This is a genomic window from Mesorhizobium sp. CU3, assembly GCF_006442965.1.
GTDB lineage: Bacteria > Pseudomonadota > Alphaproteobacteria > Rhizobiales > Rhizobiaceae > Mesorhizobium.
Genome location: NZ_VFWX01000002.1, coordinates 38,609 through 52,885, shown reverse-complemented (window position 1 = coordinate 52,885; position 14,277 = coordinate 38,609). Strand labels below are relative to the sequence as shown.

The window sequence follows — 14,277 nt, the reverse complement described above, 5'->3', positions numbered from 1 at the left end:
CAACGTCTGTACTGGAAGCCACAAGAATATTTCCAATTATGACTTACTATGTCAATCATGCTCCTCTGATTTGACTTGGGTAAATGGGGGAGCCGATGCACTCAAAAGCCTTGCTCGCATTGATCATTGCCGCAATTGCACCCATGGCGGCGGCTGCGGCTGAGGACCCCGTTGGGTTTGTTCAGCGTGAGTTGGCGAAAAATCTGATTGAGCCCCTAAACTACGAATTGGTCAGCAATCAGAGCAACCGCGCGGTTGTGAGCCTCACCGCGATTGCTCCGGAGGTAGCCTACTTCAAGGAACAGCTCCCCGCTCAGAGGATGAACCTATACGTCTATCTGGTCAGGGATGGGGAAAGCTGGGGTATTTCAGGGTCGGCGAACGCGATGCCGAAACCAGCGCGCATGAGCTTCAGATATGGTCTGTCTCAATCTGCCGCCGATATGACAAATACGTCGTCCGTCACTCTCAAGAGAGCGGAGTGGATACACTCCCATGCGGTGCTTGTTGCGTCTACCGATGATGTGCTGATTGCTCATTTCCGTAAGAAGAGAGAAACCATCGATAGGATACGTGACAAGGTTAGGATTCATGGAAGAAGTCAATATCCGAATATCGATCATGATGCGCTTGGTTACAAGGATCTGCTTGACGAGGCTTCAATCGAGTATGTCGATCTGAAAAACGGCATCGGCGGAGACGAAACGGAAAGTTGCGGCTTCGCTGATTGTTTTGCCTTGATTCTGGCGTTTGACTCACCTCACTACGAAATTGGGTATCTTCACGTGACGCGCCCTGAGGATGTCCCGCCAATTTCGGAGGGCGGATATATCGTCGTTCGCTCTCTCGGCGACGGATGGTATTTTTTCCGCCGCGTGTAAAAGGAAATCAGGTCTGTTTTTCTATCTTTCCAAGGTCTTCTGGTTCTTCATCCAGCCGGTCAACCTGGCGATCTTCCTGCTGTTTGCCGGGCTGCTCATGGGCCTGTTCGGCCGCCGTAAGCTGGCTGCAACCAGCAGTGTGGTCGCCTTCCTGATCCTGGCGCTGTCGGCCTGGACCTCGGTCGGGGCGATGATGCTGACGCCGCTGGAAGAACGCTTTTCGAAGCCCGCACTGCCGGAAAAAGTCGACGGCATCGTCGTGCTCGGCGGCGGCTTCGAGGGCGCCATCAACCTCGCGCGCGGCGGTTATGAGTTGAACAGCAGCGGCGACCGCATGGTGGAGACGGCGATCCTTGCCCGGCGCTTTCCAAACGCCCGGATCGTGGTTTCGGGCGGCAACGGCTCGCTTTTCCTCGACGGCGAGGGCGATGCCGACACCGCACCGCGCCTGCTCGGCGCTCTCGGCGTTGCGGCCGACCGCCTGATCCTCGAGGACAAATCGCGCAACACCTATGAGAATGCCGTCTTCAGCCGCAGCTTGGTCGCTCCGAAGCCCGGCGAGACCTGGCTTTTGATCACCTCCGCCTTCCATATGCCGCGCGCCAAGGCGCTGTTCGACAAGGCGGGCTTCGCGACCATTCCATGGCCGGTCGATTATCGCACCTCAGGGCGGGAGGGCGTCGGTGTCTACCGCGACAATCCGATCGACGCGCTGCAGACGACCAACATCGCGGTTCGCGAATGGATCGGCCTGTTCGCCTACCGGCTCTCCGGCAAAATCGATCAGTTCTTCCCCGGGCCGGGCGGCTGACCGATCACCGCTTGCCGCGCGGCCGAGAAGAACTGGCGGCGCACCAGCACCGCGAGCAACAGCACCGTCGACATCACGAAAACCACCGGATCGACGAACCAGCCGAGATAGCCGATCGAGAAGAAGACGGCGCGCAGGCCGGAATTGAAGTGCTTGCCGGCCAACACGTTCATCCGCGTCGCGCGCCATACCGCTGTCTCGGTGACCGGGTTGCGCGAGGCCGCGCCATGCGGCGTCGGCACGGCGCCGATAAGAATCGTGCAGTAATTGAACAGCCGGTAGGCCCAGCCGAATTTGAAGAAGGCGAAGGCCAGGATCAGCACCAGGCCGAACACTTTGGTCTGGAAGGCTTCGCGTGTCGAAGCCGCGCCGAACGGCAGGTCGGCCAGCACCTGAAGCACGCGGTCCGATGCGCCAAGCAGCGCGAAGCAGCCGCCGAGCGCGATCAGCGAAGAGGAAGCGAAGAAGGCGGTTCCCTGTTGCAGGCCGCTCATGATGGCGGTGTCGACGATGCGCACCTCGCGCTCGGCCATGTTGCGCATCCAGGCCTCGCGATGGACGTTCATTGCCCTGGACAGCGAGATGCGGCTGACCAGCTTACCGTCGGAGGCATAGGTATGCAGCACCCAGACCACCAGGAAGAAGCCAAGTGCTGCGAGATCGGCCGCCGAAAGATGCAGTGAATCGCCCATGCGGTTCCTTCTATCATAAGGCGGGCCGGCGCTTCGACGGGTTGATGCGGCCGAGACCGCCGATGTCGCTGGCGGAGCAAACAAGGTCGGCTGACGTTGCGCCGCGACACGCAAAACAGCACAAACATCATCGGAATTCCTATATGTGAGTTCGACCAGCTATCCGGAGACAGAAGCGCAGTGTTTCTTTCGGTTTTTGACCTGTTCAAGATCGGCATCGGCCCGTCGAGTTCGCACACGATGGGGCCGATGACGGCTGCGCGCCGCTTCCTGGACGAGATCGTCAGCGGCGACTGGCCGCGTCCGGCCGGCGTGAAGGTCGATCGCATCGGCGCCAGCCTGCACGGCTCGCTCGCCTATACCGGCATCGGCCATGGTTCCGACCGCGCCGTCATTCTCGGGCTTGCCGGCCAGACGCCCCAGACCGTCGATCCGGACGAGGCCGACGGCATCGTGGCCCGGATCTGTGCCGACAAACGCATCTCGCCGCCAGGGCACCCGGCCTACCGCTTCGATCCCGCCAAGGACCTCGTGCTCGACCGCAAGACTCCGCTGGCCGGTCATGCCAACGGCATGGCTTTCTATGCCTATGACAATTCCGACCGGCTGCTGCTCAGGCGCATCTATTATTCGATCGGCGGCGGCTTCGTCGTCTCCGAGGAAGAGTTGCAGCGCATGAAGGCCAAGGGCTCGGTGACGACCGAGGGCAGGAAGGTACCGTATCCCTTCAAGAACGCCGTCGAGATGCTGGCGATGGCGGCCAAGAGCGGGCTTTCGATCGCCGAGATGAAGCGCGCCAACGAGGAAAAGCATATGTCGCGCGAGGAGCTCGACGCTGGCCTCGACGCGATCTGGGGCGCCATGAAGGGCTGCATCGACCGCGGCCTGTCGCAGGACGGCATCATGCCGGGTGGGCTCAAGGTGCGGCGCCGCGCGCGCCAGCTACACGACAAGCTGCAGGAACAGTGGCAGCAGAACCGGCCCAACCCATTGCTCGCCAATGACTGGCTGTCGATCTATGCCATGGCCGTCAACGAGGAGAACGCCGCCGGCGGCCGCGTCGTCACGGCGCCGACCAATGGTGCCGCCGGCACGCTGCCGGCCGTGCTGCGCTACTGGCTGCATTTTCACCCTGAAGCCGACCAGCCGAGCATCCGCGACTTCCTGCTCAGTGCGGCCGCTGTCGGCGGCATCATCAAGTCGAACGCCTCGATCTCGGGCGCCGAAGTCGGCTGCCAGGGCGAGGTGGGCTCGGCTTCGGCGATGGCTGCGGCGGGCCTTTGCGCCGTCATGGGCGGCACGCCCGAACAGGTCGAGAATGCCGCCGAGATCGCGTTGGAGCATCACCTCGGCATGACATGTGACCCAGTAGGCGGCCTGGTGCAGGTGCCCTGCATCGAGCGCAATGCGCTGGGCGCGGTCAAGGCCGTGACGGCTGCCTCGCTCGCCATCAAGGGCGACGGTACGCATTTCGTGCCGCTGGACGCCGCGATCGAGACCATGCGCCAGACCGGCCTCGACATGAATGAGAAATACAAGGAAACCAGCCTGGGCGGGCTGGCGGTCAATGTCGTGGAGTGCTGAGGCCCCACTTTCAGACGTGACTGGCCCTGTGGAGAAGTCGCCCAAGGCGTTGACGGTTCTGCCCCGACAGCTAAATCTTGGGCCATGTCTCTCAACATCCTAAAACTCTGTGTCGGCTGCGACAGCGTCGAGGATCTGGAAGAGTGGATCGCTTTCCGCCTCGACGAGCGGCGGCGGGCCGGCGAGCCGGCCGAACACTGGCACACCACCCGCATGGTACCGACACGGGGCGACGAGGTCACCGATGGCGGCTCGCTCTATTGGGTGATCAAGGGCAGCGTCCAGTGCCGGCAGTTGATCACCGAGATCCGGCCCTTCACCGACGGCGAAGGCATCGGCCGCTGTCATCTGGTGCTTGGCCCCGAGGTCGTGCGGACCGAATGGCAGCCGCGCCGTGCCTTCCAGGGCTGGCGCTATCTCAAGCCCGCCGACGCGCCCGCCGATCTCGGCAAGGGCAGGGCGGCGCTCGCCGAAATGCCGCCGAAGCTCAGGCTGGAGCTTGCCGATCTCGGCCTGTTGTAGCGGCGGGCGCAACTACCGGTTTTGCCGCTGGCCCTTCGCCTGGTCCTACCTGGGGCTTGCAAGGGCCGGACCCAAGCCCCATCCTCATTGTCATGCTTACCCATTCGCATGACGGCGCAAACCGATGGGCGTGATCCTCGCGTTGGCGGCAATCCTCGTGGTGCTTTTCGGTGCCGCGATGCTTTTCGTGCGCGCCGATCCGGCAAGGATGGCGGACGGTCTGAGGTCGCTCGGGCCGGCACTGCTTGGCCTTGTCGGCGCGCCGATGCTGATCTTCGGTCGCAGCCTCATCGGCGGGCTGCTGCTTTTGGCAGCGCTTGCCTGGGTCGGCTGGATCCGCACCCGGCGGCCGGCGGCAAGAGCAGCGGCCGCGAAACATTCGACGGTGCGCACGGCGGCGCTGGAGATGGACCTCGATCACGACAGCGGCAAGCTGGAAGGGCTTGTGCTTGCCGGGCGCTACGAAGGCAAGATGCTCGGCGCCATGGGCATTGCCGACCTGCAGCGGCTTTACGGCGAGCTCAGCCCCGACCCGGAAAGCCGCCAGCTTCTAGAGACGTATCTTGACGGCCGTTTTCCCATTTGGCGCAAGGACGCGCAGCCGCACGGTGGCGAAGGGCTGGGTGTTGCGCCAGGTGCGGGCGCCATGACTAAGGAGGAGGCCTACAAGATCCTTGGTCTTGAAGCGGGGGCCGCCGCGGCGGATATCCGCAAGGCGCACCGCCGCCTGATGCAGCGCCTGAACGCCGATATCGGCGGCACGTCTGTCCTGGCGGCGCGGATCAATGAAGCCAAGGACGTCCTGCTCTCCAATCACGACTAGTCTCCTTCGACGCTGAACTTTCCGGGAGTTTCAGGCACCGCCTACTGCTCGACGGCGTAACACGAGATTTTCTTGCGCTTCAGCGCATCGCAGGCCTTCCACGCGGCACTCTTAGAGTCGAAACCGCCGAAGCGAGCGCGGTAGAAGGTGGTGCCGTCCTTGTCGAAAGCGACGGTGAAGCCCGACGCATCGGCCAGGATCCTCGGCGCCTGCTTGGCGGTCTGGTCGAGCAGGCTCTGGGCGCCCGATTTCGTCGGCGACGAGGCGACCTGCACCACCCAGCCGGACGGCACGGACGCGGTCTGGACCGGGTCGATTGCCGGAGCGGCGGATGCCGGTTCGGCATAGGCCGCGACTGTGGTGTCCTGAGGCTTCGGAGCCGGCGCCATGGCGGCCACAGCGATCGTCTTCACCTTCTTGACCTTGATGACGGGCTTGGTCTCTTCGGCAACCTGCTGGGTATCGCTCTGGGCGTCGTCGGCCGAAGCGACACCGTCGTCGGCCGAGGCGACAACGGTGTCGTCGGTTACCGGCTTGGCATCCGGCGTCGGCGCGTCATGCCTCGGCAGCAAGACCTTAGCCAGCGTCTTGATCGGATTATCGCCGCCGGCCTTGGCAATCAGGTTGCCGCCGCCGCGGGTCGAGGTGCGCGGCATGTAGGTGTTGATCAGCGCGGCCATCTGGTTGTCGCGGCTGCGGCCGGACGTGCCGCCCATCACAACCGCGACGAGGCGGCGATCGCCGTCGGCGACGGAGGAGACGAGGTTGAAACCGGAAGCGCGGGTGTAACCGGTCTTGATGCCGTCGACGCCCTTGATGCGGCCGAGCAGGCGGTTGTGACCGTTGATGCGCTGGCGGCCGTAAAGGAAGGAGCGCTGGGAGAAATAGCCGTAATATTGCGGATAGTGCTCGCGCAGCGCGATGCCCAGCATCGCCATGTCGTGCGCGGTGGTGAACTGGCCGGGGTCGGGCAGGCCGTTGGCGTTGCGGAAGACGGTGCCGTTCATGCCGAGCTGGCGCGCCTTGGCCGTCATCATGCGGGCGAAATTCTCTTCGCTGCCGCCGAGCATTTCGCCGAGAGCGGTCGCCGAGTCATTGGCGGATTTCGTCACGATCGACAGGATCGCGATCTCGACCGGAACCGAACTGCCGGCGCGCACGCCAAGCTTGGTCGGCGCCTCGGCGGAAGCGTGCGCGGAAAACGGAACCGGCGTGTTCTTGCTGATCCTGCCCTTCGCCATCGCTTCAAAGGTGAGATAGAGCGTCATCATCTTGGTGAGCGAGGCGGGATAGCGGCGGCCGTTGGCGTCGGCCGAATAGAGAACCTTGCCCGTCTTGGCGTCGATCACGATGGCCGCGGAGCGCGCGGCAAGGGCCGACGCGACATCGGCGGCGACGATCGTCACCGCCAGCGCGGCGATCATGATCGCCTTGAGGGAGAGAGAAGATTTGGAGACGAACCCCGTCAACGCCTGACGCACCGCTACTTACCCTGAATTTTCGTTGCCCCGGAGGCGGCAGAGGGAGTGCCAACCTCGCTTCCGGACAAGCTATCGCGGGCAGCGTTACCAATCCGTTTATGGTAACCAGCGCGTTCACACTTTTTCGGCAAATCGAGCTTCTCTTTAATCGATTTGTACCGGCCGCCGGCGCTGAAGCCCGTGTACCCCAAGGGATTCTTGACTTTTGTGCATCGCACAATATATTGAGGTGCATTGCACAAGGGCGCCCGGGGCCAAAGGGCGTTTCAACCAAGGGAAGAATGAAATGACCCAGACCTATGAGGACTTCACGAAATACGGCAAGGAATTTGCCGACACCGGGCTGAAGAGCTTCGCCTCGCTCACCAAGGGCGCGCAGGCGATCGCTACCGAGGCCGGCGAATACACCAAGAAGAGCTTCGAGGCCGGCAGCGCCGCCGTCGAGAAGCTGTTCTCGGCCAAGTCGATCGAGAAGGCTATCGAGATCCAGACCGACTACGCCAAGCAGAGCTATGAGAGCTTCGTGGCCGAGGCCAGCAAGATCGGCAACCTCTATGCCGAGCTCGCCAAGGAAGCCTACAAGCCGTTCGAATCGGTCGTCGCCAAGGCGAAGTAATTTCGTCCGATCTCATCGGATTCAGGCCCACCGGCCTGTCAAAGGACCCGGTCGCGGAAGCGCGGCCGGGTTTTTTCTTGCTCAATCGCAACCCTGTGCCGCCCGCGGCATTCACGATTGAGAAATTCGCTGAGGTTTGCCCACCTAGCCATATTGTCAGCTAAACAGAAGGGCTTAAAATCGGCCATCGAACACCTACATGTTGAATTCGCATGAGGATCGGAAGAGGCAGGACTAAGTGACGACTGGCTACACTGCCACGGCACACGTGGTGCGAATGCAAAGTGACGGCGACCGCAACGATCCCGGTCGCGGCACCGCCGTCATCACGCGCACCAAGACCAAGACCAAAAAACCCAGCCTCTACCGTGTCCTCATCCTTAACGACGACTACACGCCCATGGAGTTCGTCGTTCATGTGCTGGAACGTTTTTTCCAGAAGGATCGCGAAGCCGCCACACGCATCATGCTGCATGTTCACAATCATGGAGTGGGCGAGTGCGGGGTCTATACATTCGAGGTGGCCGAGACCAAAGTGTCTCAGGTCATGGATTTCGCCCGACAGAATCAGCATCCGCTGCAATGCGTGATGGAGAAGAAGTGAGGTAACATGCCGGCTTTCTCCCAAGGCCTGGAAAAGGCGCTACATCAGGCGCTCACATTCGCCAACGAGCGGCATCATGAGTATGCGACGCTCGAGCATTTGCTGCTCGCCCTGATCGACGACACCGAGGCAGCCGCCGTGATGCGCGCCTGCAACGTCGACCTCGATGAGCTCAAGCACACGGTTCTTACCTATATCGACACCGAGCTCGACAACCTCGTCACCGGTTACGACGAGGATTCCAAGCCGACCGCAGGCTTCCAGCGCGTTATCCAGCGCGCGGTGATCCATGTGCAGTCGTCCGGTCGCGAGGAAGTCTCCGGCGCCAACGTGCTCGTCGCCATCTTCGCCGAGCGCGAGAGCCATGCCGCCTATTTCCTGCAGGAACAGCAGATGACCCGTTACGACGCGGTCAACTATATCTCGCACGGCATCGCCAAGCGCCCGGGCGCTTCGGAGCAGCGCACGCCACGCGGCGCCGAGGACGAGCAGGGTGGCCAGAGCGGCGCCGAGCCGCAGGAGGACAACGGCAAGAAGAAGCAGCAGGACGCGCTGACCGCCTACTGCGTCAACCTCAACAACAAGGCCCGCGCCGGCAAGATCGATCCGCTGATCGGCCGCGACAGCGAGATCAACCGCACCATCCAGGTGCTGTGCCGCCGTTCCAAGAACAACCCGCTCTATGTCGGCGATCCCGGCGTCGGCAAGACGGCGATCGCCGAGGGCCTGGCCAAGCGCATCGTCGAAGGCGATGTGCCGGAAGTGCTGCAGGATGCCACCATCTTCGCGCTCGACATGGGCACGCTCTTGGCCGGCACGCGCTATCGCGGCGACTTCGAGGAGCGGCTGAAGCAGGTCGTCAAGGAGCTCGAGGATTATCCGGGCGCGGTGCTGTTCATCGACGAGATCCACACCGTGATCGGGGCAGGGGCGACGTCGGGCGGCGCCATGGATGCGTCGAACCTTCTGAAGCCGGCGCTGTCGTCCGGCGCCATACGCTGCATTGGATCGACCACCTACAAGGAGTTCCGCCAGTTCTTCGAGAAGGACCGCGCGCTGGTGCGGCGCTTCCAGAAGATCGACGTCAACGAGCCGACCATCGAGGACGCCATCGAGATCATGAAGGGCCTGAAGCCTTATTTCGAGGAGTTCCACAAGGTCCGCTACACCAGCGAGGCGATCAAGGCTTCGGTGGAGCTTTCGGCACGCTACATCAACGACCGCAAGTTGCCGGACAAGGCGATCGACGTGATCGACGAGACCGGCGCCTCGCAGATGCTGGTGCCCGAGGCCAAGCGCAAGAAGACGATCGGCATCAAGGAGATCGAGGCGACCATCGCCACCATGGCGCGCATCCCGCCGAAGACGGTTTCGGCCGACGACGAGAAGGTGCTACAGGGCCTCGATGTCGAATTGAAGCGCGTCGTCTACGGCCAGGACACCGCGATCACCGCACTGACCTCGGCGATCAAGCTGGCGCGCGCCGGCCTGCGCGAACCGGAAAAGCCGATCGGCTCCTACCTGTTCTCGGGCCCGACCGGCGTCGGCAAGACCGAAGTTGCCAAGCAGCTTGCCGCCTCGCTGGGCGTCGAACTGATCCGCTTCGACATGTCGGAATATATGGAACGTCACACCGTCTCGCGGCTGATCGGTGCGCCTCCCGGCTATGTCGGCTTCGATCAGGGCGGCCTGCTCACCGACGGGGTCGACCAGCATCCGCACTGCGTGCTCTTGCTCGACGAGGTCGAGAAGGCGCATCCGGACCTGTTCAACATCCTGTTGCAGGTGATGGACCACGGCAAGCTGACCGATCACAACGGCAAGCAGATCGATTTTCGCAACGTGATCCTGATCATGACCACCAATGCGGGCGCTTCGGATGCACAACGCGCGGCGATCGGCTTCGGCTCGACCAAGCGCGAAGGCGACGACGTCGAGGCGATCAACCGGCTGTTCACGCCGGAGTTCCGCAACCGTCTCGATGCGATCATCCCGTTCGGCTCGCTGCCGGTGCCGGTGATCCACCAGGTGGTGCAGAAGTTCGTCATGCAGCTCGAGGCGCAGCTCTCCGAGCGTGGCGTCACCTTCGACCTGTCGCAGGACGCGATCGCCTGGCTGGCCGACAAGGGCTATGACGAGCGCATGGGTGCCAGGCCGCTCGGCCGCGTCATCCAGGAGCACATCAAGAAGCCGCTGGCCGACGAGGTGCTGTTCGGCAAGCTCAAGAAGGGCGGCACGGTGCGCGTCACCGTCGAGAAGAAGGAAACCGGCGAAACCGGCCTGAAGCTCGAATCGCTCGCCGACGAGGCGCCGGTGCAGCCTAAGCAGGAGCCGGAAGAGGCGGAGGCACCGAAACCCCGCAAGGCAGTGGCCAAGAAGCCGGTTGCCAAGAAGGCCGTGACGCAAAAGCCGGAACCTAAGGGCAAAGACGGCAGCAGCAAGCGCAGCCTGGTGCCGCAGTTGCCGCGCAGCAAAGGCTGATCAGCCTTATCCCGAATTGCATAAAAGCCCCGGCGACGGGGCTTTTATGTTGCAAGGAGAAGAGCGGGTGGAAACCGGGCAGATCATTATCCTCAACGGCGCGCCACGTGCGGGAAAGTCGAGTATTTCCGGGGCGATCCAGCAAACATTCGACGGTGTCTGGATGAATCTCGGCGTTGACGCTTATGCGCGCATCACGCCGCCTGAACTCCTGCCGGGAATTGGACTGCGCCCCGGCGGCGAGCGTCCCGATCTCGAAGCGTTCGTGTCGTGCTTCTATGCAGCCCTTTACGAATCGATCGCGACGCATAGCCGACTCGGCTTGAACGTCGTCGCAGATGTCGGCCATCACGATGCCTATTCCACTCCGCTGCAGATTCTTCCGCAATGCGCGAGGCGCCTGGCTGGTCTGCCGGTGCTGTTTGTCGGCGTCCGTTGCCCGATAGACATCATCCTGCAGCGGCGTGCCGCCGCAGCGGAAGGAGCCTATGTCGTCGCGTCGAAGCAGGATCCGCTGCCGCTGCCGGTGCGACGATGGCAGGACGAGGTACACAGACCCGGCATCTACGACCTGGAGGTCGATACGTCGCTGCTGAGCCCGAAGGATTGCGCCGAGGCAATACGGCAGCGCCTTGCCGGCGGACTAGAGACATTGGCGTTCCGTACGCTGGCGCAATTGCCGATTGGCTGAAAGTAGAGGTCAATTCCCCGGCACCACGCTAATCCTACCGAGATTTTCGACCATGGACTGTCGCTGCACTGGTAGCTGGTGTCCTGCCAGGTCGTCTCCGACGCGACCAGGGCCGACTGCCACAAGTTTCGTGGATCAATGGAAAGGCGATCGGCGGCTTTTGGTGCGGTCGCATCCCATGGCCGCGCATGCTATGCCGGCACATGTCGACTTGGACTTCGGACGTCACAGTGCCTCGTTCCACATGGTTCCTGCGTGGTGTTCGCGCAGCCTATTCTCTGCCTGGCCTGATCCTCATCAGCTCGTTCATCGGCTTTGCCGCATTAGCCAAGGACGCAGGGGTCACCGTGACGCAGGCCGCTTTCATGGTCGGAGCAGTGTGGGCGCTGCCATCCATGGTCGTGCTGGTTGGCGCGATCGTATCGGGAGCGGCGCTGCCCGCGGCGATGTTCGCCGTCACCTTGTCCGCCATACGGCTGATGCCGATGGTGATGGCGCTGATGCCAGAGATGCGCGCTGGGAAGACCCGGCAATGGGTGCTCTATGTGCTGGCGCATTTCGTCGCCGTGACCTCGTGGGTGCTGGCAATGGAACGCCTGAAGCGCGTCCCGCCTGACATGCGAACGACATATTATGCTGGGCTCGGCGGCACGCTGGTGACGACGAACATGATCGTGGTAACCGTCGTCTACGCGGTGGCGGATGCGCTGCCGTCCGCGATTTCGGCGGCTTTGCTGATGCTGACGCCGATGTATTTCCTGACCTCGTTGTGGGGTTCCGCACGCGAACGGGCAGGACATATGGCAATGATCCTGGGCCTCGTCCTAGGACCGGTCTTCCACATCGTGTTGCCACAGATCGATTTGCTGGTTGCCGGACTGATTGGCGGAACGGCGGCCTATGGCTGGCACTTGTGGCGGCGCAAGGCGCGCGTGGCGTGAGTTACTTTTCCAACGGCGCCTGGTGGTGGCCATACCTGTTCATTCTCGTCGCCGGGTTCGCCGCGACCGATGTCTGGCGCTTCCTCGGTGTCTATCTCGGCGGCAAGCTTTCCGAAGATTCAGACCTGTTGGTGCTGGTTCGCACCATGGCGACGGCGCTCGTAGCGGGCGTCATCGGCAATCTCATTGTCTTTCCAGGCGGGGCGCTTGCGCACACTTCGTTCGCCTTGAGGATAGCGGCGGCGGCCCTGGGTTTCGCCGTCTATCTGGCGTGGGGAAAGCGGATGATCGCCGGCATCGCCACCGCCGAGCTTCTGTTGCTGGCAGGACTTTATCTGAACTTTTAATTGCTCGCCGCGTCAGCCTGCCAAAGCCGCCCGAATCTTGCCGGCGTTCTCGGCGAGAATTTCCGGCTTTTCCATCTGTCCAGTATGCGGCTTGAGCGGCACGCCTTCGAAGCGCGGAACGACGTGGACATGCAAGTGGTAGACGGTCTGCCCGGAAGCCGGCTCGTTGAACTGCATGAGGGTGACGCCGTCGGCGTTGAAAGCCTTTTTCACGGCCACCGCCACTTTCTGCACGACCGTGAACAAGGCGCCGAGCGTTGCCGGGTCGACGTCCAGCAGGTTGCGCGAGGGCGCTTTCGGCACCACCAGCGTGTGGCCGGTCCCTTGCGGCATCACATCCATGAAGGCGACGACGGCATCGTCCTCATAGACGCGGTGCGACGGAATCTCGCCGCGCAGGATTTTGGCGAAGATGTTGCCGGGATCATAGGCTTCGGCCATGGCGGACGCTCCGATCGTGGGGTTGCCGCCCGGTGTAGCGAAGCCGTCACTTGGCAGCAAGGCGCGTTGACGCTGGTCGCCATGCGCAGCCGAATGATTAATCCTGGAGATCTTTGCGGAAGGGCGTGTGCTCTTCGAGATACTCGCCCATGCGCTCGACCTCGCGCCGTTCGCGCCTCAGATAGTCGGCGACGGCGTTGCGCAGGCCGGGGTGAGAAATATAGTGCGCCGAATGCATGGTCACCGGCCGGTAGCCGCGCGCCAGCTTGTGCTCGCCCTGCGCGCCGGCCTCGACCACCTTCAGCTTGCGCTCGATGGCGAAGTCGATCGCCTGGTGGTAGCAGACCTCGAAATGCAGGAAGGGGTGGTCCTCGATGCAGCCCCAGTTGCGGCCGTAGAGCGCATCGGAGCCGATGAAGTTGATGGCGCCGGCGATGTAGCGGCCATTGCGTCTGGCCATCACCAGAAGGATGTCGTCGGCCATGCGCTCGCCGATCAGCGAGAAGAACTGCCGGTTGAGATAGGGCCGGCCCCATTTGCGGCCGCCGGTATCCATGTAGAAGGCGTAGAAATCATCCCAGGCGTGCTCGGTGATGTCCTTGCCGGTCAGCCAGTCGATCGAGATGCCGTCGGCCAGCGCCTCGCGGCGCTCCTTTTTCATCGCCTTGCGCTTGCGCGAGGCGAGCGTGGCGAGGAAGTCGTCATAGGTCGAAAAACCTTCGTTGAAGAAATGGAACTGCTGGTCGGTGCGGTGCAGGAAGCCGGCTGCTTCCAGTGTGGCGACATCAGGCTCACTGGCGAAGGTGACGTGCGCGGACGAAACGCCGAGCTTGTCGGTCACCAGTTTCAGGCCCTCGGCGAGGCCGGCCTTCACGGCGCCTTCATTCTCGCCCTTGCCGACCAGCAGGCGAGGGCCGGTGACCGGCGTGAACGGCACCGAGCATTGCAGTTTTGGATAGTAGCGACCGCCGGCGCGTTCGAAAGCGTCGGACCAGCCGTGGTCGAAGACATATTCGCCCTGGCTGTGCGATTTGAGATAGCAGGGCACCGCGCCGAGCAGTCTGCCTTGCGCGGTCTCCAGCCTCAGATGGTGCCCCTGCCAACCGGTGCGCCGCACGGCGCAGCCGGAATCCTCCAATGCGCTCAGAAAAGCGAATGAAACCAGCGGGTTGTAGCCGTTTTCAGTATCGTCGCGCGTGGTCCCAGCAAAGCCGTTCCATTCCTCGCAGGTGAAGGCGCCGATGCCTGCGGCGACGCGGACCGCATAGTCCGCATTCGCCGCCCGTCCATCATCGTCGTCACCTTGATCCATGGGGCTTATTTAAGCTTCGCCCGAGCCGCTACAAGTCACGTTTGAGGTAC

15 protein-coding genes are annotated in these 14,277 nt (G+C 62.7%); 11 read left to right on the top strand and 4 right to left on the bottom strand.

Going from position 1 to position 14,277, the window contains the following annotated elements; translation table 11 throughout:
- Nucleotides 1-95 precede the first annotated feature (95 nt).
- Both FJ988_RS03645 and FJ988_RS03640 read left to right on the top strand, forming a co-directional pair.
- A complete protein-coding gene (locus FJ988_RS03645; protein ID WP_140815402.1) occupies nucleotides 96-881 on the top strand; it encodes a hypothetical protein in 786 nt (261 codons plus the stop codon).
- A gap of 13 nt (nucleotides 882-894) precedes the next feature.
- Nucleotides 895-1,692 carry a YdcF family protein gene (locus tag FJ988_RS03640; protein ID WP_140815847.1) on the top strand — a complete coding sequence of 266 codons (798 nt, stop codon included), beginning with the start codon at nucleotides 895-897 and terminating at the stop codon, nucleotides 1,690-1,692.
- On the opposite strand, the gene FJ988_RS03635 is transcribed toward FJ988_RS03640, so the two are convergent.
- Nucleotides 1,665-2,384 (bottom strand): DUF599 domain-containing protein, encoded by a 720-nt coding sequence (locus FJ988_RS03635; RefSeq protein ID WP_140815401.1) that lies wholly within the window; start codon nucleotides 2,382-2,384, stop codon nucleotides 1,665-1,667. The genes FJ988_RS03640 and FJ988_RS03635 overlap by 28 nt on opposite strands.
- 180 nt (nucleotides 2,385-2,564) lie before the next feature.
- Here FJ988_RS03635 and FJ988_RS03630 point away from each other — a divergent pair, with 180 nt between their 5' ends.
- The 3 genes from FJ988_RS03630 to FJ988_RS03620 all read left to right on the top strand — a co-directional run bounded on the left by FJ988_RS03630 (nucleotide 2,565) and on the right by FJ988_RS03620 (nucleotide 5,313).
- Complete coding sequence (locus FJ988_RS03630; protein WP_140815400.1) at nucleotides 2,565-3,968, top strand: L-serine ammonia-lyase; 1,404 nt, start codon at nucleotides 2,565-2,567, stop codon at nucleotides 3,966-3,968.
- An 84-nt stretch (nucleotides 3,969-4,052) separates the two neighbouring features.
- Nucleotides 4,053-4,490, top strand: a complete 438-nt coding sequence (locus FJ988_RS03625; protein WP_140815399.1) for a DUF1489 family protein — start codon at nucleotides 4,053-4,055, stop codon at nucleotides 4,488-4,490.
- A gap of 124 nt (nucleotides 4,491-4,614) precedes the next feature.
- Nucleotides 4,615-5,313, top strand: coding sequence for a molecular chaperone DnaJ (locus FJ988_RS03620; protein WP_140815398.1), 699 nt, complete (start codon nucleotides 4,615-4,617; stop codon nucleotides 5,311-5,313).
- A 41-nt stretch (nucleotides 5,314-5,354) separates the two neighbouring features.
- Here FJ988_RS03620 and FJ988_RS03615 read toward each other — a convergent pair whose 3' ends face one another.
- Nucleotides 5,355-6,794, bottom strand: coding sequence for a D-alanyl-D-alanine carboxypeptidase (locus FJ988_RS03615; protein ID WP_140815397.1), 1,440 nt, complete (start codon nucleotides 6,792-6,794; stop codon nucleotides 5,355-5,357).
- A gap of 286 nt (nucleotides 6,795-7,080) precedes the next feature.
- Between FJ988_RS03615 and FJ988_RS03610 the strand changes: the two genes are divergently transcribed.
- From FJ988_RS03610 to FJ988_RS03585, 6 genes are all read left to right on the top strand, one after another.
- Nucleotides 7,081-7,410, top strand: coding sequence for a phasin family protein (locus tag FJ988_RS03610; RefSeq protein WP_059185707.1), 330 nt, complete (start codon nucleotides 7,081-7,083; stop codon nucleotides 7,408-7,410).
- A gap of 277 nt (nucleotides 7,411-7,687) precedes the next feature.
- Nucleotides 7,688-8,014, top strand: a complete 327-nt coding sequence (clpS, locus tag FJ988_RS03605; protein ID WP_040972327.1) for an ATP-dependent Clp protease adapter ClpS — start codon at nucleotides 7,688-7,690, stop codon at nucleotides 8,012-8,014.
- Between the two features lie 6 nt (nucleotides 8,015-8,020).
- A complete protein-coding gene (gene clpA, locus FJ988_RS03600) occupies nucleotides 8,021-10,495 on the top strand; it encodes an ATP-dependent Clp protease ATP-binding subunit ClpA (protein ID WP_140815395.1) in 2,475 nt (824 codons plus the stop codon).
- A gap of 46 nt (nucleotides 10,496-10,541) precedes the next feature.
- A complete protein-coding gene (locus FJ988_RS03595; RefSeq protein WP_140815394.1) occupies nucleotides 10,542-11,186 on the top strand; it encodes a chloramphenicol phosphotransferase CPT family protein in 645 nt (214 codons plus the stop codon).
- 203 nt (nucleotides 11,187-11,389) lie between these two features.
- Nucleotides 11,390-12,127, top strand: coding sequence for an AzlC family ABC transporter permease (locus tag FJ988_RS03590; protein ID WP_140815393.1), 738 nt, complete (start codon nucleotides 11,390-11,392; stop codon nucleotides 12,125-12,127).
- Nucleotides 12,124-12,474, top strand: a complete 351-nt coding sequence (locus FJ988_RS03585) for an AzlD domain-containing protein (protein WP_140815846.1) — start codon at nucleotides 12,124-12,126, stop codon at nucleotides 12,472-12,474. The genes FJ988_RS03590 and FJ988_RS03585 overlap by 4 nt, the downstream gene beginning before the upstream one ends.
- Before the next feature lie 12 nt (nucleotides 12,475-12,486).
- On the opposite strand, the gene FJ988_RS03580 is transcribed toward FJ988_RS03585, so the two are convergent.
- Nucleotides 12,487-12,915, bottom strand: coding sequence for an HIT family protein (locus tag FJ988_RS03580; RefSeq protein WP_140815392.1), 429 nt, complete (start codon nucleotides 12,913-12,915; stop codon nucleotides 12,487-12,489).
- 97 nt (nucleotides 12,916-13,012) lie between these two features.
- Entirely contained in the window at nucleotides 13,013-14,227 is a 1,215-nt protein-coding gene (locus FJ988_RS03575; protein ID WP_140815391.1) for a GNAT family N-acetyltransferase, read from the bottom strand.
- Between the last annotated feature and the right edge of the window lie 50 nt (nucleotides 14,228-14,277).

Bases quoted from the DNA above. Each gene is read 5' to 3' on its own strand.
- FJ988_RS03645 (WP_140815402.1), top strand. From the start codon at position 96: ATGCACTCAAAAGCCTTGCTCGCATTGATCATTGCCGCAATTGCACCC.
- FJ988_RS03625 (WP_140815399.1), top strand. From the start codon at position 4,053: ATGTCTCTCAACATCCTAAAACTCTGTGTCGGCTGCGACAGCGTCGAG.
- FJ988_RS03580 (WP_140815392.1), bottom strand. From the start codon at position 12,915: ATGGCCGAAGCCTATGATCCCGGCAACATCTTCGCCAAAATCCTGCGC.
- FJ988_RS03575 (WP_140815391.1), bottom strand. From the start codon at position 14,227: ATGGATCAAGGTGACGACGATGATGGACGGGCGGCGAATGCGGACTAT.
- clpS (WP_040972327.1), top strand. From the start codon at position 7,688: ATGCAAAGTGACGGCGACCGCAACGATCCCGGTCGCGGCACCGCCGTC.
- FJ988_RS03635 (WP_140815401.1), bottom strand. From the start codon at position 2,384: ATGGGCGATTCACTGCATCTTTCGGCGGCCGATCTCGCAGCACTTGGC.
- FJ988_RS03590 (WP_140815393.1), top strand. From the start codon at position 11,390: ATGTCGACTTGGACTTCGGACGTCACAGTGCCTCGTTCCACATGGTTC.
- FJ988_RS03595 (WP_140815394.1), top strand. From the start codon at position 10,542: ATGTTGCAAGGAGAAGAGCGGGTGGAAACCGGGCAGATCATTATCCTC.
- FJ988_RS03620 (WP_140815398.1), top strand. From the start codon at position 4,615: ATGGGCGTGATCCTCGCGTTGGCGGCAATCCTCGTGGTGCTTTTCGGT.
- clpA (WP_140815395.1), top strand. From the start codon at position 8,021: ATGCCGGCTTTCTCCCAAGGCCTGGAAAAGGCGCTACATCAGGCGCTC.
- FJ988_RS03610 (WP_059185707.1), top strand. From the start codon at position 7,081: ATGACCCAGACCTATGAGGACTTCACGAAATACGGCAAGGAATTTGCC.